Here is a 17,881-nt window from a genome sequence, read left to right on the forward strand (position 1 = left end):
CTATCCAAAATGCCCCGCTAGAGGCTGTCATCCACAGTATATGGGTTATCCAAACCCATATTGCCAAGTATCTCGACCTCCAAGCCTTCCATCACTGTGGCGTCAAGGTCGCTAATGTGGTCATAGCCCAAAAGATGCAACACTCCGTGAACGATCAGATGGCGCAAATGGTCCGATAGCGGCTTATTTGCGGCATTTGCCTCCCGGACACAGGTGTCATAAGCAATTGCAATATCGCCCAGCGGGATCTCACCGGTAAAATCTGCCTCTGGCCGCAACGGCTGCACACCCGGTTCTGACGCCGCCAGATCGTCCGCTGGCCAGCTCAGCACATTGGTGGCAACAGGTTTTTCGCGAAACTCTGCGTTCAAACCGGCGATCTGATCATCGTCGCAGGCCAGCAAGGCAATCTCACATTCCTCAGGATCAAGGTCAAAATGCCCAAGCGCGGCATCAACCGCCTGATGCGCGAGATGTTCCAGCCCGGCCTGCTGCCAGCGGCTGTCCTCTACTGTGATCTCCAAAGCCATCTATGTCGTCACCTTTTAAACCGCCGCAGCTGGACAGAACCTCGCCACCAATGGACCTGGGCGTCACGCCGGTGGTGTCTCGGCGTCATAGGCCTCGATGATGGCGGCGACAAGCGGATGTCGCACCACATCGCGCGCGGTAAAGTAATTAAAGCTGATCTTGGAGATCGGCGCCAACAAACGCTCCGCATCTGCCAGGCCAGAAGTCACCCCACGCGGCAGGTCCACCTGGGTCCTGTCGCCAGTGATGACCATACGTGAGCCTTCGCCAAGACGGGTCAGGAACATCTTCATCTGCATCGAAGTGGCATTCTGCGCCTCGTCCAGCACAACAAAAGCATTGGACAGGGTGCGCCCGCGCATGAAGGCCAAAGGCGCGATCTCGATCTGCTTTTCCTCCAGCAGCTTTGCCAGCTGCTTCCCGGGCAGGAAATCATTCAGCGCATCATAAAGCGGCTGCATGTAGGGATCGACCTTGTCCTTCATGTCACCGGGCAGATAGCCAAGCTTCTCCCCAGCCTCGACTGCCGGGCGGGACAGGATGATCTTATCCACCTGGCCGGTGATAAACAGGTTCACCCCAACTGCTACCGCCAGATAGGTCTTGCCGGTCCCAGCGGGACCAATCCCAAAGGCCAGCTCATGCTCAAACAGCGAGCGTACATAGGCCTTTTGCGCATCTGTACGGGGCTCAACCAGCTTTTTGCGAGTCTTGATCTCGACCTGGCCACCTTTGAACATCTCAAGCTGATCCTCAGCGACCTCGTCGCTGGAATGACCCATGCGCAGCTCGCGGTCGACATCGCCATGTTCAACACTGCGCCCCGTTTCCAGCCGATCATAGAGCGAAACAAGCACTTCAGCGGCCTGATCCCGCAGCGGTTCTTCCCCGAGAACCAAAAGCTGATTGCCCCGGCGCACAATCTGGACACCGATTTTCTGTTCGATTTCCGTCAGGTTGCGATCATATTCGCCGCAAAGATCAATCAGCAGGCGATTGTCAGGGAATTCGAGCAGCACCTCCTGCGTGGTGCTGGGGGTCGGTGGCTGGATCCGAGCGCTTGTGACCAATGGGGGGAGCTCCTGAGTATGGGTTTCTCTTGGCAGTCTGCATCTGCCACCGATCAGGTGCAAGCAGGCGGCCTACAAATTCACAGAAATGAGACAAAAAAGGTCGCCCCAAAGGGGCGACCGCATCTTGAAACTGATGGTTTCCCCTGAGCGTAAAGCCTCAGAGAGAATCCGGGAAGGTTGAGCCATCCTTGAACGGACCCGTTGCAACATTGCGCGGCAGCGGGCTGTTGCAGACGGGCTTGCCGTCCGGGGTGCGCCGCAGATCAGCGTAGCCTTCGAGGCCATCATCAATGATCCAATGTTCACAGCCCTGGGGATCAACCCAGATCCCCGCTGTCATATTCGACAGGTGCGTATTGGAGCCATCCCCAGCGTGTTGGTCACGGGTTTTGTCCTCGGTGATTTCACAGGCCGCTACTGCGGTCAGCGCAAGGGACAGCGCGGTTGCTTTGAGTAGGTGCATCTTGATGTCCTTCTTTAGCGCAAGCAATAGATTTCGACGCGACGGTTCTGCGCCATGTTTGCGGCGCTGGTATTGGGTACACGTGGGTCACGCTCGCCATAGGCACGGATATCTGTGATCCGTGCTCCAACCGATTTTGCAACGCCTGCGACCGCATTGGCGCGGCGTTGTGACAGACGGATATTGTATTCATCAGAGGCCCGGCTGTCAGTGTGACCAGCGATCACAAAAGAGCGCACGTTGCCTTTGTTGGAATTGAAAAACTCTTTCAGACGCGACTGACCCGCAGCGTTGATGTAGTGCTTGTCAGTTGCAAAGAACTGATCCGTCTCCATCACGCCACACAGATTGCCACGACGGCAGACGGGTTTGCCATCAGGCGTCACATGCGGCGTCATATAGCCTTCGGCGCCGTCGTCCATCACCCAGTGCTCGCAGCCGTCGGGGTCCACCCAGATGGTGGGAACGTAGCGTTCACCAACAACTGTGCGCTGCTGCGCCTGCACCGACCCGACAGACAGGCTCACCGCGGCCACGGCAGCGGCCAGCAGGGCGGCCATGTTATTTGCTTTAAATGTCATCACAACCAGATTTCCTTCACCTAAGTCCCTCCAGGGGTATCGCCCAGAGAAGCTTGCCGCTTAAAATTCCTAACACTCAGGTTATCAGCAACAATCTACACGGCTTTTTCATAAAAACAGCCCCCACCCTTGCAGGCTTTTCGCAAGATTATGCGCTTTCAGGCAACACTCATACTGTTTTGTTTAAATTGTCCCCAAGAGCGCAGCAATTATGACTCACTCGCCAAAATCAAACCTCCGCAAAACGGTTTTCCAAGCGAAATCAACCAGCAGTCAACGGCAAAAAGAATCGCCCCTTATCTGAGGCCCCTTCCACGTTGCACTGGCCAGGCGCCCAAGGCGCCCCCAAAGCCCCGCTGCCGCTAGTCGATCAGCTCACCAGCCAGCGAATTTGTGCGCGACGAAACGATACGCACCCGCGCCAAGTCCCCGGCCTGCCGGTCGCAATCCGCAACGTGAACCGCGTGCAGATAGTCTGACTTGCCCAGCATCTGCCCGGCCTGACGCCCCGGTTTCTCAAACAAAACGCCGACCTCACGCCCCACCATGCTGTCCTGAATTTCGCGCTGCTGGCGCGTCAACAAGGCCTGCAACCGCTGCAACCGGTCATCGGCCTCAACCGGGTCGACCTGCGGGCGCTCAGCAGCGGGGGTTCCGGGACGGGTGGAGTATTTAAAGGAATAGGCGGTGCCGTATTTCACCTCTTCGACCAGATCCAGGGTGGCCTGAAAATCTGCTTCGGTCTCCTCGGGGAAGCCGACGATAAAATCACCCGAGATCAGAATATCCGGCCGCGCCGCGCGGATCCGCTCAATCAAGCGCAGATAGCTTTCGGCGGTATGGCTGCGGTTCATCCGCTTGAGAATCTTGTCAGATCCCGCCTGCACCGGAAGATGCAGATAGGGCATCAGCTTCTTGCAGGTGCCGTGGGCCTCGATCAGATCATTCATCATGTCGTTGGGATGGCTGGTGGTAAACCGGATACGTTCCAGCCCCTCAAGCTTGTCCAACTCCCAGATCAGCTGGGCCAGAGTCAGATCGCCATTGGCTCCGGCACCGTGATAGGCATTGACGTTCTGCCCCAGCAGGGTGATCTCGCGCACCCCGCGCTCAACCAGATCGCGGGCTTCGGTGAGGATACGATCTGCCGGGCGCGAAACCTCGGCGCCACGAGTATAGGGCACAACGCAGAAGGCACAGAACTTGTCGCAGCCTTCCTGCACGGTCAAAAACGCCGTCGGACCGCGTTTGGACTTGGGGCGGCGCTTCAGTTTCTCAAACTTGTCCTCTTCGGGAAAATCAGTGTCGAGCACCTTCTCCCCCTCTCGCGCCTTTTCCTCCATCTCTGGCAGGCGGTGATAGCTTTGCGGCCCAACCACCAGATCCACCAGCGGCTGACGGCGCATGATCTCCTGCCCCTCGGCCTGAGCAACACAGCCCGCGACCCCAATCTTGAGATCCGGTTTCTGCGCCTTCAGCTTTTTGAACCGCCCCAGTTCCGAATAGACCTTTTCGGCAGCTTTTTCGCGGATGTGGCAGGTGTTCAGCAGGATCATATCCGCTTCATCCGCAGATTTTGCCTCGGTATAGCCCTGCCCGCCCAGCGCTTCGGCCATGCGTTCACTGTCATAGACATTCATCTGACAGCCATAGGTCTTGATAAACAGCTTCTTGGGCGCGGTCATATCTGTGGTGCCTTCCAGCAGGGATCGGGAACAACGGCCTGCCATAACGGCAAATCTCGCGGCTTGCAATGCAGGCGGGATTACCCGATTTTAAGGGCAATTGCCAGAACGGCAGCAAAAGGTCAGAGACACAAGAGCATGATGTATTCTTCGCTGGAAGATTTTCTCAAACAACAAAAGGCCCTATTGGTCAAAGGCCCCGTCGCGCTGATCTTTGTCGAGGACGATATCGAGGTGGCCACAACCCTGCGCCATCATTTGCAATCCGGCTTCAAAGCCGTTGTTGCCCTGATGCCAGATGCCTTTGATCTGCCGCGTGACATCAAATCCAAAGTCCACCGCGTTCCCTTTGATTGCAGCGCCCCTGAGAACGTGTTCGGGGCGGTCAACCAGATTATCAAGGCAGCGCAACCGGGGTGCTGGCTCTATTACTGCTACAATGCTGAATTCCTGTTCTTCCCGTTTTGCGAGACCAGAACAGTGGCAGAGATGCTGACGTTCCACACCGAGGAACGGCGCTCGGCAATGCTGAGCTATGTGATCGATCTCTATGCTGGCGATTTACAAAAACATCCCAACGCCGTGTCCCTGGAAACCGCCTTTCTCGACAAGTCAGGCTACTACGCCCAGGCCCGCTGGGATGATGCCACCCAAGAGCCACGCGAAAGGCAGCTGGACTTCTTTGGCGGCGTGCGCTGGCGCCATGAGGAGCATATCCCCTGGACCAGCCGCAAGATCGACAGGATTTCCCTGTTCCAGGTCAAAGAAGGCCTGGAACTGCAAAACAATCACACCTTCAATAATCAGGAATACAACACCTATGCCTGCCCCTGGCACCACAATCTAACCGCTGCCATCTGCTCCTTTCGCACCGCCAAAGCGCTTAAACGCAACCCCGGATCGGATTTTGCCATCGACAGTTTCAAATGGCACAACTCCACTCCCTTTGAGTGGCACTCCCGGCAACTGCTGGACCTTGGCCTGATGGAACCAGGACAATGGTTCTAACCTCCAAACCCAACCTTGGCGCCACCTGCCATTTCATCTGGCCAATAGGATCTTAGGAGTGAAAGCCCCATCCGGCGCAAGAGGGGGCAGCCCCCCTCCCCTCACCGTGCTGCCCCTAACGCTGCAGCAACACCGGAAACCAATCCTCCCGCAGCCGTTGCCCCGGCTGCATGTCGTGCCCCGGATAGGGCGGCGAGGTCGGTCCGGGGCGTTCGACATAGCGCGCGTCCTCCCCCACCAGCCGCAATGAGAAGGCCCGTCGGCGGCTCTGGCTGGTATTGGCACGGGCCCCATGCAGGGTTTTGAAATCAAAGGCCACAGCATCCCCGGGCTCCATGTCCCACTCTAGAATGGTCATGCCCTCAGCCTCGGGATCAGGCACCGCCATGTACTGCCCCTCATCGGCAAAGAACCCCTCCTGTGAAACCCAACGGGTTGGCAGCACTTCCTTTTCCCACCTGTGAGAGCCCGCAACACAGCGCAGGGCAGCCTCTGTCACCGGGTCCAGCGGCGACCAAAAGCTGATGGTCTGGCGACCTTCTACAAAATAGTAGGGACCATCCTGATGCCAGGGAGTCGCCATCGAGGTCCCCGGTTCTTTCACCAAGACATGGTCATGGAACATCTGCACCCGGTCAGAGCGCATCAGGTCAGCCGCAACCTCCGCCACCGGTGAGGATTTGATCGCCGCCTCAAAATCCGAAATGCGCGGCCAGTTGCAATAATCATCAAAAAAGCGCCCGGTCTGGCCCGCCTTCTCGTTGTTTGACGCATAGGGACCGGGCTGCGCCATGTTTTGGGCAACGCCGCGGCGCAGCTGGTCGACCTGCCCCTTGAACAGCCCCTTGATCAACACCGCGCCGTCGCGCTGAAAGTCATCAATTTGGGTTTGCGTGATGAGAGGGTGCACCATAGGGATCTCCGTCCTGATTGTACCACCACACCGGCCCGCTTGCGACAGCCTGACAGACGGGCAGACTGACGGGCTCCAGCTTGGCGGTGGGCGGAAAAAAAGTATTTTTGCTGCGCCGACCATGCCGCCTGAGTAAATTAGTTTCAAATAATATATTTCTAACCTAGTTATAACCCCATGCTATATTTAACTCTGCGCCACTACGAATACACCTGCGCCGTTGCCCAGCACGGCAGCCTGTCTGCGGCTGCACAGGCCCTCAATGTCAGTCAGCCCGCTCTCTCTACCGCCCTGGCGCGGATCGAAGACCACCTGGGCCACCCCCTGTTTGTACGGCGGCGAGGCACGCCTTTGTCGCTCACCCCTCAGGGGCGTGACTTTGCCAAAGCGGCCCAACACCTGTTGGACCAGGCCGCCCGGCTTGAGACTCAGAACGGCAGCAGCCCTGTGGTGCAAAGCCTGGTCATAGGCTGTTTTTCCGATCTGGCCCCCTTTGTCCTGGCCCCCGCTCTGCGCCACCTGCGCGCGACCTTGCCTGACCTCACCGTGACAACCAGAACTCTGGGGTTTGCACAGATCATTGCTGGCCTTCTGCAGGGGGAAATCGACCTGGCGGTGACCTATGATCTGGGGTTGGATGCAGGCTTCACACGGCTGGTGATCGACAATCGCGCCCCTCAGGCCTTGGTGCCACCCAACCATGACCTGGCGCAGCACGACAGCCTCTCCCTGGCGCAACTGGCCCGGGAACCTCTGGTGCTCTCGCAGGAGGGTGTGTCGGTGCAACATATGCTGGCGCTGTTCAAAAGCCTGGGGCTAACTCCGCGCATCTCGCATCGTGCGGCTTCTTTGGAGGTGCTACGCAGCCTCGCCGCCAACGCAGAGGGGATCGGCATCAGCTATAGCGCGCCACCTATCCGCCAAAGCTACGATGGCAAAGCGCTGGTGAATATCCCGATCCGCGACAGCTGCGCCCTGGAGCCAGTGATCATCACCACCCATGGTGCGCCAAAACCTGATTCGGCCGTGGCGCAGGCGATGGACATCCTGTCAAAGACCCTGAGCCCCCAGAATCCCAAACCCGCAGCGGCGGGCCTCAGACCTTCCGCAGACGAATGACCACATCAACCGAGGCAATTTCCATGCCCTCAGGTGCGTCGGGCAGGCGTTGAATCACCAATTGATCAGAGGGCGCATCGGTAACCCGGTTGCCGTCCTCCCAAAAATAATGCGGGTGATCATGGGTATTGGTGTCAAAATAGCTTTTTGACCCATCCACAGTGATTTCCTGCAACACGCCTGCGTCACAAAAAGCACGCAGCGTATTGTAGACCGTGGCCAGTGAAACGGCGGTGCCTTTGGTTTTGGCAGCGTCAAACAGGCTTTCGGCGGTGACATGACGATGTTTGCCATCGCCCACCAAAAGCTCCGCCAGGGCAAGCCGTTGGCGGGTCGGGCGCAGACCGGCGTCAACCAGCCAGTGTGTTGCCACTTCTTCGGTGTTTGGCGTCATGTGCGGATCCTGCATCGCGTTGCTATTGGTGTTTATACTGCGAATGAATTGCATTTTTCAAACAGAATCCCCACCTGCGGTGAACGGCACGGCAAACGACCTGTGCCCCCTCCCCGTGCTCGGCAGTGTTCACTGCTCTTGCAGGACCCTTGAGCCGGGTGCTACATGAGGAAAAACACATGAAACACCTCAGGCAGGAGACGCGCCAGCATGGCCGATTACCCCAGCAGCTTTGACAAAGACGATCTGTTGAAATGTTCCCGCGGAGAGCTGTTTGGCCCAGGCAATGCCCAGCTTCCAGCGCCACCAATGTTGATGATGGACCGCATTACCGAGGTCAGCGCCGATGGCGGCGCCCATGGTAAGGGCCATATCATTGCGGAATTCGATATCAACCCGGACCTGTGGTTCTTTGAGTGCCATTTCCCCGGCAACCCAATCATGCCCGGCTGTCTGGGCCTGGATGGGCTGTGGCAGCTCACCGGCTTTAACCTCGGCTGGCGCGGCTGGCAGGGGCGCGGCATGGCGGTTGGTGTGGGCGAGGTCAAACTCACCGGCATGGTCCGCCCCGAGCGCAAGATGCTGACCTATAAGATCGACTTCAAAAAAGCGATCCAGACGCGCCGCCTGACCATGGGTGTGGCGGATGGCATCGTCGAAGCCGATGGCGAGATGATCTATGACGTCAAAGACATGAAGGTCGTTCTCTCCGAGGCATAAGCCATCCGAAAAGAGATCCAATGAAAAGAGGCCCCCGGGCCTCTTTTTTGTTGCCCCAGGCCCTGTGCCATAATCCCAGGGCCCCGCACCATAGCCGCCCGCATGGTTTCGATATTTTCATCGACGCCCTATTTGTTTCTCACTAGGGTCGCCACTATGCGCAGCGTTCTTTCAGATCTTTTCAATATCAAATTTGTCTGGCTCATTTTGCAGCACTTGCGCAAGATATGGGTTAGAACAGTCGGCTTTGCAGTCCTGGCTCTCGGCTCCGTGGTGCTGGCAAAGTTTGTGGGGCAGCTATTACCCCTTAGCTGGAGCGAAAAAATCGGCGCAGGCGCGGTGGATCAGGTGCTCAATATTCTGGCCACCTCGATGCTTGCAGTGACCACGTTTTCCTTGTCCATCGCGGTTTCGGCCTTCTCGACAGCCGCCGGTTCTGCCACCCCGCGCGCAACGGCCCTGCTGCAGGAAGACCACACCACACAGAATGTCCTGGCAACGTTTCTAGGGGCCTTCTTGTTCAGCCTTGTTGGCATTGTTGCATTGAATGCGGGCTACTACTCCGAAGCAGGGCGTCTGGTCTTGTTTGCCACAACCGTTCTGGTGATTGCATTTGTTGTGGTGGCGCTGTTGCGCTGGATCAGTCAGCTGGCAAGTTTTGGGCGCATCGAAGACACCGTAGAACGTGTTGAAGCAGCAGCAAGCACCGCGCTGCAGCGGCGTATTGAAAAACCTTGCCTAGGTGGCAAACCGCAAAAACAGCCCCCTCCAGACGGCGCCCATAAGCTGTGTTCAAATGTGATCGGCTTTGTCCAACACATTGACATTGGAGCCATTTCCAAATGCGCAAAGGAACTGGACCTCGAGGTCTGGATCGCGGCCTTACCAGGAACATTTGTTCATAAGGCAACACCACTGCTGTTGGTGACGGGCAACACTCATGCGGATCACGACCTTACCCCGCTCAGGGCGGCGTTTTCCTGTGGTGAACGGCGTAGCTTTGATCAGGACCCCAAATTCGGGCTCATCGTCATGTCCGAGATCGCCTCACGGGCGCTGTCGCAATCGGTCAATGATCCGGGAACTGCGATTGACGTGATCGGCCGGCTCGTCAGAATACTCGCGCCTTGGTATTCTGACCTGTCACAAGAGGTTGAATATTCCAATGTCACCGTGCCCCCCTTGCAGAGCGCCGAGCTGCTGGAGCAGGCCTTTCGACCTATTGCCCGCGATGGCGCAGCTGTCATCGAGGTCCAGGTGAAACTGCACAACGCCCTGCTGGCGCTCGCAGAGATGTCCCCCGAAACATTCAAAACAGCCGCAGCGGCCCTGTCGAAAGATGCGCTGGAACGTGCTGATACGGCCGTTTTGACCCAAAAAGAGCTGGGCGCCCTGAAAGAGATTTCGGCCAAAATTTGAACAGGCTGCGCATCTCTCGGGCAGCGGGTTCGATACCCTGGGCAATCCTCACGAATACGTTCAAACACCAGAGGCCCATATCAGAGCCATCTTGCACCTGCCCGCCGCAATGCATACTAAGACATAAGCAATTAAGGGAGTGCACGTATGCGTCGTGTCGTCGTCACCGGTCTGGGGATCGTCTCCTCCATCGGAAACAACACCGAAGAAGTCATCGCCTCGTTGAAGGCGGGGAAATCCGGCATCGTTGCCAGCCCGGAAATGACCGAGCATGGCTTTCGCAGTCAGGTTGCCGGCACGCTGAAGATCGACATCAAGGAACATGTCGACAAGCGCGCCCTTCGCTTTATGGGGCCAGGTGCTGCCTATGCCCATATCGCCATGAGCCAGGCCATTGCCGATGCGGGCCTCTCTGAGGATCAGATCGTCAATGAGCGCACTGGTCTTGTCGCAGGCTCTGGTGGTCCCTCCACCTCTGCCATGCTGGCGGCGCATCAGGTGGTTGCCAAAACCGGCGCCACCAAGCGCATCGGGCCCTTTGCAGTGCCCAAATGTATGTCGTCGACCATTTCGGCCAACCTGTCGACAGCCTTTAAAATCAAAGGCATAAACTATTCCATTACCTCGGCCTGCTCGACCTCGCTGCACTGCATCGGCAATGCGGCAGAACAGATCATGATGGGCAAGCAGGACGTGATGTTTGCCGGTGGCGGCGAAGAGCTGGACTGGACCCTGTCCTGCCTGTTTGACGCCATGGGCGCGATGTCCTCTAAGAAAAACGACAATCCAGAAGCGGCCAGCCGCGCCTTTGATCAGGACCGCGACGGTTTTGTCATCTCAGGCGGTGGCGGCATGGTCGTGCTGGAAGATCTTGACCACGCACTGGCACGCGGCGCCAAGATCTACGCCGAAGTTGTCGGCTATGCGGCCACATCCGATGGCCACGACATGGTTGCGCCCTCTGGCGAAGGCGGCGAACGGGCCATGCGTCTGGCGCTGTCGACCCTGCCTGAAGGCCGCAAGGTCAGCTACATCAACGCCCATGGCACCTCGACGCCTGTTGGCGACGTTGGCGAAGTCGAGGCTGTGCGCCGGGTCTTTGGCGAAGGTCAGACCCCGCCGGTCTCGTCGACCAAATCCATGACCGGCCACGCCCAGGGGGCGGCGGGCGCATTGGAAGCAATTTTCTGCCTATTGATGCTGGATAAAGATTTTATTACCCCATCGATCAATGTGGACACCCTGGCCGAGGGCATTCTGCCCGGCGAGATCGCAACCGAGCTCGTTGAAAACGCAGGCCTCGACTGTGTCATGACCAACAGTTTTGGCTTTGGTGGCACCAACGGATCGATGGTTTTGAGCAAGTACAAAGGATAACACTCATAATGTCTGGAACTTTGACGGGCAAGCGCGGCTTGATCATGGGTGTTGCCAATGAACGCTCAATCGCCTGGGGCATTGCCAAGGCGATGTCCGAAGCCGGGGCGGACCTTGCCTTTACTTACCAGGGTGAGGCCTTTGGCAAACGTCTGGCACCTTTGGCTGAAAGCGTCGGCAGTGACTTTATGGTCGACGTTGACGTGACCGATGACGCCTCGCTGGACACGGCCTTTGAACAATTGGGCAGCCGCTGGGACAGTTTTGATTTTGTTGTCCACGCCATTGCCTATTCGGACAAGTCTGAACTGACCGGGCGCATTCTGGATACCAGCCGGGCGAATTTCAAAAACTCGATGGATATCTCGGCCTATTCACTGATCGAAGTGGCGCGCCGGTCGCATCCCTTTATGAAAGACAATGGCGGCACCGTCTTGACGCTGACCTACGGCGGTTCAAACCGGGTCACGCCAAATTACAATGTCATGGGCGTGGCAAAGGCCGCTCTGGAAAGCGCCACGCGCTATCTGGCCAATGATCTTGGGCCCGAAGGCATCCGTGTCAATGCGATCTCTCCCGGCCCGATGAAAACCCTGGCCGGGGCGGCCATTGGCGGCGCCCGCAAGACCTACAAGCACACCGAGCAAAACGCCCCCATGCGGTCTAACGCAACACTTGAGGCCGTGGGTGGCACTGCTGTTTATCTGGCTTCGGATGCAGGTGCCTGCACCACAGGGGAGATCATCCACGTCGATGGCGGCTTCCATGTCCTGGGCATGCCGCAGCAAGACCACCTGTAGTATCAAAGAAATGGGCTTTGAAAGGGCGCTTCTCAGAGGCGCCCTTTTGCCTGCGTAGGGCCTAGGTTGCTTTAAGCATAGCGGCTCAAGCCTCCCTCAGCGCAACCTGCATCTCTTGTACCAAAAGCGCCATCAGATCTCCGCTTGCCATGGCGCGCGACTGCGCCGCCCCGGTTCCGGCCCATTGAGCGCCAAATCCTGTCTCACCTGCCAGTTTGGCCGCAGCATTCAGAGCTTTGCCAGCATCATAGGCAATTGGATAGTCCGGGATTGATGTGGTCGTTTGTGTTTCAGCCCAGGCGGTAAAGCCGTTCTTCAAACAACGCGCGGCACGACCGGAAATGGCAGCGGTCATCTGCGTTTGCCCCGCAGTGGCAGCGGCCAAAGCCTGCCTGTAGCCCCCATCAGCCTGGCTTTCGTCACATCCGACAAAGGCGGTTCCCAGCTGCGCAGCACTGGCCCCCAAGCGCAGCGCAGCAGCAATGTCGCCCCCCGTCATCATGCCACCCGCAGCAACAACCGGGATCGACAGATCGGCCACCAGCTCTGCCGTCAGGTCAGGGGTTTTCAACCCCGCATCCGGCGCATCCGGGTCGAAAAGACCGCGATGGCCGCCGGCCTCCCAGCCCTGGGCCACCACCGCATCAACACCCGCCGCCTGTATCGCCAGCGCTTCGTTGAGCGAGGTCGCAGTGGCCATCAGGAAAACCCCTTTGGACTTAAACCCCTGAATGATTTCGGCATCCGGCAGGCCAAAATGAAAGCTCACAACCGCAGGTGCTTCTGCTAACAACATCTGCTGCGCAGCGCTGTCGCTGCAAAAGCTGGCATAGATCTCGTTTAAACTCTTGGGCGGGGAGGCATCAAAGCGAGCAAACAAAGGCGCCATCTGGGCCAGCCAGCCAGCCTCCAAAGCCGGGTCAGCCTGTGCAGGCCTGTGGCAAAATACGTTTATGTTAAACGGCTTCTGGGTCAGCTCGCGGGTTTTTTGGATCATCTCGCGGGCCGTATCAACCGTGGCCGCACCAATCCCAAGCGCGCCCAATCCCCCGGCTTCGCTCACCGCGGCGGCCATTTCTGGTGTGCTGACCCCTGCCATCGGAGCCTGAAAGATCGGCCAGTCCAACCCAATCCGCTTGATAATATCTTGCCCCTGCATAAGCGCCCTCCTACTGCCCCTGAGGTGCAGCAAAACCAGATCCGCGCCCAAATACAAGGCAAAGAAAAAGGGCCAGTGTTTCTACTGACCCTTCTCAAACCGCCGTCAAATGGCAATCAGCCGATCGAGACCAGCTCGATTTCAAAGTTCAGATCCTTGCCCGCCAGTGGATGGTTGGCATCCAGCGTCACGGTGGACTCGGTGACCTCGACAACGGTCACCGGCAGCACATGGCCTTCGGGGCTTTGCATCTGCAGCTGCGTGCCAAGCTCCAGCGGGATATCGTCAGGAATGCCTTCGCGCGGGATCGCCTGGCGCGCCTCTGGGTTCAGCGGGCCATAGGCGTCCGCCGATGGAATTTCGAGCCGCTTTTTGTCGCCCACAGCCATTCCTGGCAGACCTGCATCCATGCCCGCAATCACCTGACCAGAGCCAACAGTGAACTCCAGCGGATCCCGTCCTTCTGAGCTGTCAAATACAGAGCCATCAGCCAGAGTGCCTGTATAGTGAATGCGGACGGTATCGCCGTTCTTTACCTCGGTCATGTGACCTCCAGTTATACAAAATTACAGTGGCGCACCCTACAGACCTCAGTTTTGAAGTAAACCCGTCGGCTCGCTCCCTGGGCAACCTAGGTGCAAAGACGCAAAGCACTGCCATATTGTAACCCCTGAGAGCTACAATTGTATTCATCACAACTTCGCGCTTTGCGCCCTGCCCAAGGCCATGACAGGATGGCCAAAAAGGGAGAATGCAATGCCAATCACCACCTGTGTTTTTGACGCCTATGGCACGCTATTTGACGTTGCCGCCGCTGCCCGTCAGGCTGCCGCCGAACCCGAATTTCCACATTTGCAGGACAGCTGGGCAGAGCTCGCCAACCATTGGCGATTAAAACAGCTGCAATACTCCTGGCTGCGCGCCATCACGGATGCCCATTGCGGGTTTTGGCAAGTTACCCAAGATGGGCTTGATTGGGCGCTTGAGGCCACAGGTCTTGCCGGGGATCATAAACTACGCAAACGTCTGCTGGATCTCTATTGGCAGCTTCAGGCCTACCCCGAAGTCCCGGCGATGCTGGCCGCTTTGAAAGCGGCGGGAATGAACACCGCGATTCTGTCCAACGGGTCGCCCGACATGTTGGATGGGGCCGTGCAATCTGCCGGGATCGGCGCGCTTCTGGATGATGTGCTCTCGGTAGAAAGCGTCGGCATCTTCAAACCAGACGCACGGGTCTATGACCTGGTGGGGCAGCGGTTTGGCTGCCAGAAGGACGAGGTGCTTTTTGTGTCCTCCAATGGCTGGGACGCCGCCAGCGCGGCGGGGTATGGCTTTACCACCGCCTGGGTCAATCGCGCAGCAGAACCCATGGATCGGCTGCCCTGGTCTGCGCAACATGTGCTGAACGACTTGACCTCCATCCCTGATCTGGCTGCCACATAACCGAGGGTCCGCTGCATGAGCTATTTCACTACAAGCGATGGCCTGTCGCTGTTTTATGAGGAAAGCGGCACCGCGACTGGCACGCCGCTGATCTGCCTGGCTGGGCTGACGCGCGACAGCCGGGATTTTCGCTATTTCGCGCCCCTGGCCAGGCAGTATCGACTGATCACACTGGATGCACGCGGGCGCGGCCAGTCGGATTATGACCCGGATTTTCAGAACTATAACGTCCCACGCGAAGCGCAGGACGTACTGGAGCTAATGGACCATTTATCACTGCCACAGGCAGCGGTGCTTGGCACCTCACGTGGCGGCATGGTGGCGATGATGCTGGCCGCCACTGCCAAATCCCGCCTTACCGCAGTGATCCTCATCGACGTTGGCCCGGTCATTCCAGAGGACGGGATTGCCCGAATTATGATGTATGTGGGGCGGCGCCCAGCCGCCAAGACCCACGCCCAGGCCGCCGAGACCCTCGCCGCCCTGATGGCGCCCGGCTTTGGCGATGTGCCCGCCCAGCGTTGGCGCGAAGAGGTGGAAACCTTTTACGATGCCACCGAGACAGGCTTGCAGCTGCGCTATGATGCCCGGCCGCGCGATGCGCTGCTGGCCCAGGCCGAGGCAGGCCCGGTGCCGGATCTATGGCCGCTTTTCATGGCGCTGGACGGGCTACCCTGCGGCATTATTCGCGGCGCCAATTCGGATGTCCTGAGCCACGAAACCTACCTGGAAATGCAACGCCGCCTACCGGCAATTCACGCTGTGGAACTGGCCAATCGCGGCCATGTTCCGTTCCTGGATGAACCCCAATCCCTTTCTCTTATTCAGTCCATTTTGGAGCCTATTTGATGTCATCCTTTGAAATGATCCAAGCCGCCGCCCAAAGGCTGCAGGGCCACGCCCGCGTCACACCTTTGCTGGGCTCGCCGTTTCTGGATGACATTGCCGGACGCCGGGTTCTGGTCAAGGCCGAGTGCCTGCAACATACTGGATCTTTTAAGTTTCGCGGCGGTTGGGCGGCGATTTCCGCCCTCACGCAAGCAGAGCGTGCGCGCGGAGTTCTGGCCTATTCCAGCGGCAACCACGCCCAGGGCGTCGCCGCAGCCGCCAAGGCCCACGGGGTGGCAGCGGTGATCTTGATGCCCGCCGATGCCCCCAGCCTGAAAATCGAAAATACCCGCGCGCTGGGGGCAGAGGTGGTACTGTATGACCGCGTCGGCGGAGAGGACCGCAGCGCCATTGGTCAGGCCCTGGCCCAAGAGCGCGGCCTCACCTTGATCAAACCCTATGATGAGCCAGAAGTGATCGCCGGACAGGGCAGTGTGGGGCTGGAGATTGCCGCCCAGGCAGAGGAAGAAGGCATCACCCAGGCCGATGTGCTGGTCTGTTGCGGCGGCGGCGGTCTCACCAGTGGTGTGGCGCTGGCGCTGGAGGCCACAGCCCCGGGCCTAAAGGTGCGCCCGGTTGAGCCCCAGGGGTTTGATGACGTCACCCGGTCGCTGCACAGCGGTGACATCCAGAGCAACGCTGAAATCTCGGGGTCGATCTGCGATGCCATCCTCACCCCCGCCCCCGGCGCGCTGACCTTTCCAATCCTGCAGCGCCTCTGTGGCCCCGGTATTGTGGTCACCGAAGAAGAAGCCCTGCGCGCCATGGCCATGGCCTTTTTGCGGTTGAAGATCGTCATCGAACCCGGCGGTGCCGTCGCCCTGGCCGCTGCCTTGTTCCACCCGGATGAGATCAAAGGCGAGGCGGTGATTGCCGTGGCCACTGGCGGCAATGTCGATGCAGAGCTGTTCCGCCAAGCGATTAGCCGCTATGCTTGACCAGATAAGGCCGCTATCCCTCTGACGGAGTTCGCCATGAGCCGTTTCACCATCGCCTCTTTCAACGTCAAAAATCTGATTGGTCAGGACAAGGAATACTACCGCTTCCAAAGCTACACCCCCGAGGAATACGCGTGGAAGTCGGATTGGATGGCCGATCAGATCCTGACACTGGATGCCGATATTGTTGGCTTTCAGGAAATTTTTGAAGAAGAGCCCCTGCGCGAGGTGATTTCCGAAGCTGATGCCCGCGGTATTCAGGCCAATGCTGCCACGGTTCCAGATCGCTCAAAACGCTATCATCGCAAGGCCATTTTTCGCAAATTGGCCTATGGTCCCTACGGCGATACGGGCCTCGCCTTTGCCCCCAATGCCAATGACACCGGCAAGCCCGGCCAGCGCCGCCCCGGCTTGGCGATCCTGTCGCGCTTTGGCTTTGTTGGCACCCCGGAGGTGATCCAAGAGCTGGACCCGCCGCTTGATATCCCCATGTCTCATCTCGGCGGCGAGGAAGAGGCGGGCCATTACACCCTGCGCTGCCTGTCGCGGCCGATCCTCAAGGCACGTATTCCAATCAACGGTCAGGTTGTCACCGTCTTCAACTGCCATCTGAAATCCAAACTGGGCGAATTCATCACCCCGCCCGGCGCGGCACAGGCTCCGGAAACCGTTTTGACCGCCTATGACCCGGCCGGCCGCGCCCTGGGGGCGCTGCGCGCGGCCCTGCGTCGGATGGGCGAAGCCTGGGTTCTGCGCCGGGCCATTCTGGACGAGTTGGAGCAGGACCGCCCGGTGATGGTTCTGGGCGATTTCAACGATGGCGAACATGCGGTCAGCAGTGAAATCATCTCGGGGGAGGTGCCTTTTCGCAATTACTCCTGGATGCTGCGCCATGATGCCAAGCACGCCAATGACCGCTACAGCCGATCGGAGAACGTGCAAATCCAAGAGGCGGTGGACAGGGTGCGCCTGCGCTCGGCCGAAAAGGTCTTTCTCAAACGCTCGCTCAGGGATGTGGTCTATACCACGGCCTTTGGCGGCGTGCATGAAAGCATCGACCAGATTTACATGTCGCGCCACTTTGATCCCACCTGGTCAGGCGCCAGTGGCCAGATGCTCTATTTCAGTGTGTTCAACGATCACCTGACCGATGGCAGCCACCCAGAGGCCCCCTATAACAAACTCGCCTCGGACCATGGTCAGATCATGGCGCATATGGAGCTGCGCGATGGGCCAGACACTGACGAGCCCGCTACTGTGCGATAACAGTTCAGTCCTGCCGCAGGCCTGGCCCGCAGCAGGAAACGGGCAGCAAAGCCGGGCTTTACCCCGCCCCCGCGTCTTTGGTAGATAGCCGCCACCCCTACCGG

19 protein-coding genes are annotated in these 17,881 nt (G+C 58.5%); 10 read left to right on the top strand and 9 right to left on the bottom strand.

Annotated features, from left to right (window positions below):
- Positions 1 to 17 precede the first annotated feature (17 nt).
- The 5 genes from ybeY to miaB all read right to left on the bottom strand — a co-directional run bounded on the left by ybeY (position 18) and on the right by miaB (position 4,333).
- Positions 18 to 530 (bottom strand): rRNA maturation RNase YbeY, encoded by a 513-nt coding sequence (gene ybeY / locus JZI28_RS14730; RefSeq protein ID WP_375698097.1) that lies wholly within the window; start codon positions 528 to 530, stop codon positions 18 to 20.
- Between the two features lie 63 nt (positions 531 to 593).
- Positions 594 to 1,601, bottom strand: coding sequence for a PhoH family protein (locus tag JZI28_RS14735; protein WP_295451333.1), 1,008 nt, complete (start codon positions 1,599 to 1,601; stop codon positions 594 to 596).
- A gap of 160 nt (positions 1,602 to 1,761) precedes the next feature.
- Entirely contained in the window at positions 1,762 to 2,067 is a 306-nt protein-coding gene (locus JZI28_RS14740; RefSeq protein WP_295451337.1) for a hypothetical protein, read from the bottom strand.
- Between the two features lie 14 nt (positions 2,068 to 2,081).
- Positions 2,082 to 2,648, bottom strand: a complete 567-nt coding sequence (locus JZI28_RS14745) for an OmpA family protein (RefSeq protein WP_375698098.1) — start codon at positions 2,646 to 2,648, stop codon at positions 2,082 to 2,084.
- Positions 2,649 to 3,010: 362 nt separating this feature from the next.
- On the bottom strand, positions 3,011 to 4,333 hold the full coding sequence (gene miaB / locus JZI28_RS14750; RefSeq protein ID WP_375698099.1) for a tRNA (N6-isopentenyl adenosine(37)-C2)-methylthiotransferase MiaB: 1,323 nt from the start codon (positions 4,331 to 4,333) through the stop codon (positions 3,011 to 3,013).
- A gap of 138 nt (positions 4,334 to 4,471) precedes the next feature.
- On the opposite strand from miaB, the gene JZI28_RS14755 reads away from it, so the two are divergent.
- Positions 4,472 to 5,341 (top strand): glycosyltransferase family 2 protein, encoded by an 870-nt coding sequence (locus tag JZI28_RS14755; protein WP_375698100.1) that lies wholly within the window; start codon positions 4,472 to 4,474, stop codon positions 5,339 to 5,341.
- Positions 5,342 to 5,456: 115 nt separating this feature from the next.
- Here the strand turns inward: JZI28_RS14755 and JZI28_RS14760 are convergent, their stop codons facing one another.
- Positions 5,457 to 6,254 (bottom strand): phytanoyl-CoA dioxygenase family protein, encoded by a 798-nt coding sequence (locus JZI28_RS14760; protein WP_297341780.1) that lies wholly within the window; start codon positions 6,252 to 6,254, stop codon positions 5,457 to 5,459.
- Between the two features lie 177 nt (positions 6,255 to 6,431).
- On the opposite strand from JZI28_RS14760, the gene JZI28_RS14765 reads away from it, so the two are divergent.
- Entirely contained in the window at positions 6,432 to 7,373 is a 942-nt protein-coding gene (locus JZI28_RS14765) for a LysR family transcriptional regulator (RefSeq protein ID WP_353400278.1), read from the top strand.
- Here the strand turns inward: JZI28_RS14765 and irr are convergent.
- Entirely contained in the window at positions 7,351 to 7,767 is a 417-nt protein-coding gene (irr, locus tag JZI28_RS14770) for a Fur family transcriptional regulator Irr (protein ID WP_375698101.1), read from the bottom strand. The genes JZI28_RS14765 and irr overlap by 23 nt on opposite strands.
- A gap of 210 nt (positions 7,768 to 7,977) precedes the next feature.
- Between irr and fabA the strand changes: the two genes are divergently transcribed.
- From fabA to JZI28_RS14790, 4 genes are all read left to right on the top strand, one after another.
- Positions 7,978 to 8,487 carry a bifunctional 3-hydroxydecanoyl-ACP dehydratase/trans-2-decenoyl-ACP isomerase gene (fabA, locus tag JZI28_RS14775; protein WP_295453934.1) on the top strand — a complete coding sequence of 170 codons (510 nt, stop codon included), beginning with the start codon at positions 7,978 to 7,980 and terminating at the stop codon, positions 8,485 to 8,487.
- Between the two features lie 156 nt (positions 8,488 to 8,643).
- The gene (locus JZI28_RS14780; RefSeq protein ID WP_375698102.1) at positions 8,644 to 9,906 is read left to right on the top strand and encodes a DUF2254 domain-containing protein; all 1,263 of its coding nucleotides are present in this window, start codon (positions 8,644 to 8,646) and stop codon (positions 9,904 to 9,906) included.
- 147 nt (positions 9,907 to 10,053) lie between these two features.
- Positions 10,054 to 11,283 (top strand): beta-ketoacyl-ACP synthase I, encoded by a 1,230-nt coding sequence (gene fabB / locus JZI28_RS14785; protein ID WP_295453939.1) that lies wholly within the window; start codon positions 10,054 to 10,056, stop codon positions 11,281 to 11,283.
- An 8-nt stretch (positions 11,284 to 11,291) separates the two neighbouring features.
- The gene (locus JZI28_RS14790) at positions 11,292 to 12,083 is read left to right on the top strand and encodes an enoyl-ACP reductase (protein ID WP_295453943.1); all 792 of its coding nucleotides are present in this window, start codon (positions 11,292 to 11,294) and stop codon (positions 12,081 to 12,083) included.
- An 85-nt stretch (positions 12,084 to 12,168) separates the two neighbouring features.
- On the opposite strand, the gene JZI28_RS14795 is transcribed toward JZI28_RS14790, so the two are convergent.
- Complete coding sequence (locus JZI28_RS14795) at positions 12,169 to 13,242, bottom strand: NAD(P)H-dependent flavin oxidoreductase (RefSeq protein WP_375698103.1); 1,074 nt, start codon at positions 13,240 to 13,242, stop codon at positions 12,169 to 12,171.
- A 116-nt stretch (positions 13,243 to 13,358) separates the two neighbouring features.
- On the bottom strand, positions 13,359 to 13,787 hold the full coding sequence (locus JZI28_RS14800) for a peptidylprolyl isomerase (RefSeq protein ID WP_297340269.1): 429 nt from the start codon (positions 13,785 to 13,787) through the stop codon (positions 13,359 to 13,361).
- 211 nt (positions 13,788 to 13,998) lie between these two features.
- Between JZI28_RS14800 and JZI28_RS14805 the strand changes: the two genes are divergently transcribed.
- From JZI28_RS14805 to JZI28_RS14820, 4 genes are read left to right on the top strand one after another with little or no spacing between them, the layout of a single operon-like run.
- On the top strand, positions 13,999 to 14,685 hold the full coding sequence (locus JZI28_RS14805; protein WP_297340270.1) for a haloacid dehalogenase type II: 687 nt from the start codon (positions 13,999 to 14,001) through the stop codon (positions 14,683 to 14,685).
- A 15-nt stretch (positions 14,686 to 14,700) separates the two neighbouring features.
- Positions 14,701 to 15,534, top strand: a complete 834-nt coding sequence (locus JZI28_RS14810; protein ID WP_375698104.1) for an alpha/beta fold hydrolase — start codon at positions 14,701 to 14,703, stop codon at positions 15,532 to 15,534.
- Positions 15,534 to 16,511 (top strand): threonine/serine dehydratase, encoded by a 978-nt coding sequence (locus JZI28_RS14815; protein WP_375698105.1) that lies wholly within the window; start codon positions 15,534 to 15,536, stop codon positions 16,509 to 16,511. The genes JZI28_RS14810 and JZI28_RS14815 overlap by 1 nt, the downstream gene beginning before the upstream one ends.
- A 36-nt stretch (positions 16,512 to 16,547) precedes the next feature.
- Complete coding sequence (locus JZI28_RS14820) at positions 16,548 to 17,777, top strand: endonuclease/exonuclease/phosphatase family protein (RefSeq protein ID WP_375698106.1); 1,230 nt, start codon at positions 16,548 to 16,550, stop codon at positions 17,775 to 17,777.
- Positions 17,778 to 17,881: the final 104 nt, after the last annotated feature.

The organism is Pseudophaeobacter sp. TrK17, assembly GCF_042192375.1.
Taxonomy (GTDB): Bacteria; Pseudomonadota; Alphaproteobacteria; order Rhodobacterales; family Rhodobacteraceae; genus Pseudophaeobacter.

What these genes read in the sequence shown, in the direction of transcription:
- ybeY (WP_375698097.1), bottom strand. Translation starts at nt 530, where the DNA reads ATGGCTTTGGAGATCACAGTAGAGGACAGCCGCTGGCAGCAGGCCGGG.
- JZI28_RS14740 (WP_295451337.1), bottom strand. Translation starts at nt 2,067, where the DNA reads ATGCACCTACTCAAAGCAACCGCGCTGTCCCTTGCGCTGACCGCAGTA.
- JZI28_RS14745 (WP_375698098.1), bottom strand. Translation starts at nt 2,648, where the DNA reads ATGACATTTAAAGCAAATAACATGGCCGCCCTGCTGGCCGCTGCCGTG.
- miaB (WP_375698099.1), bottom strand. Translation starts at nt 4,333, where the DNA reads ATGACCGCGCCCAAGAAGCTGTTTATCAAGACCTATGGCTGTCAGATG.
- JZI28_RS14755 (WP_375698100.1), top strand. Translation starts at nt 4,472, where the DNA reads ATGATGTATTCTTCGCTGGAAGATTTTCTCAAACAACAAAAGGCCCTA.
- JZI28_RS14760 (WP_297341780.1), bottom strand. Translation starts at nt 6,254, where the DNA reads ATGGTGCACCCTCTCATCACGCAAACCCAAATTGATGACTTTCAGCGC.
- JZI28_RS14765 (WP_353400278.1), top strand. Translation starts at nt 6,432, where the DNA reads ATGCTATATTTAACTCTGCGCCACTACGAATACACCTGCGCCGTTGCC.
- irr (WP_375698101.1), bottom strand. Translation starts at nt 7,767, where the DNA reads ATGACGCCAAACACCGAAGAAGTGGCAACACACTGGCTGGTTGACGCC.
- fabA (WP_295453934.1), top strand. Translation starts at nt 7,978, where the DNA reads ATGGCCGATTACCCCAGCAGCTTTGACAAAGACGATCTGTTGAAATGT.
- JZI28_RS14780 (WP_375698102.1), top strand. Translation starts at nt 8,644, where the DNA reads ATGCGCAGCGTTCTTTCAGATCTTTTCAATATCAAATTTGTCTGGCTC.
- fabB (WP_295453939.1), top strand. Translation starts at nt 10,054, where the DNA reads ATGCGTCGTGTCGTCGTCACCGGTCTGGGGATCGTCTCCTCCATCGGA.
- JZI28_RS14790 (WP_295453943.1), top strand. Translation starts at nt 11,292, where the DNA reads ATGTCTGGAACTTTGACGGGCAAGCGCGGCTTGATCATGGGTGTTGCC.
- JZI28_RS14795 (WP_375698103.1), bottom strand. Translation starts at nt 13,242, where the DNA reads ATGCAGGGGCAAGATATTATCAAGCGGATTGGGTTGGACTGGCCGATC.
- JZI28_RS14800 (WP_297340269.1), bottom strand. Translation starts at nt 13,787, where the DNA reads ATGACCGAGGTAAAGAACGGCGATACCGTCCGCATTCACTATACAGGC.
- JZI28_RS14805 (WP_297340270.1), top strand. Translation starts at nt 13,999, where the DNA reads ATGCCAATCACCACCTGTGTTTTTGACGCCTATGGCACGCTATTTGAC.
- JZI28_RS14810 (WP_375698104.1), top strand. Translation starts at nt 14,701, where the DNA reads ATGAGCTATTTCACTACAAGCGATGGCCTGTCGCTGTTTTATGAGGAA.
- JZI28_RS14815 (WP_375698105.1), top strand. Translation starts at nt 15,534, where the DNA reads ATGTCATCCTTTGAAATGATCCAAGCCGCCGCCCAAAGGCTGCAGGGC.
- JZI28_RS14820 (WP_375698106.1), top strand. Translation starts at nt 16,548, where the DNA reads ATGAGCCGTTTCACCATCGCCTCTTTCAACGTCAAAAATCTGATTGGT.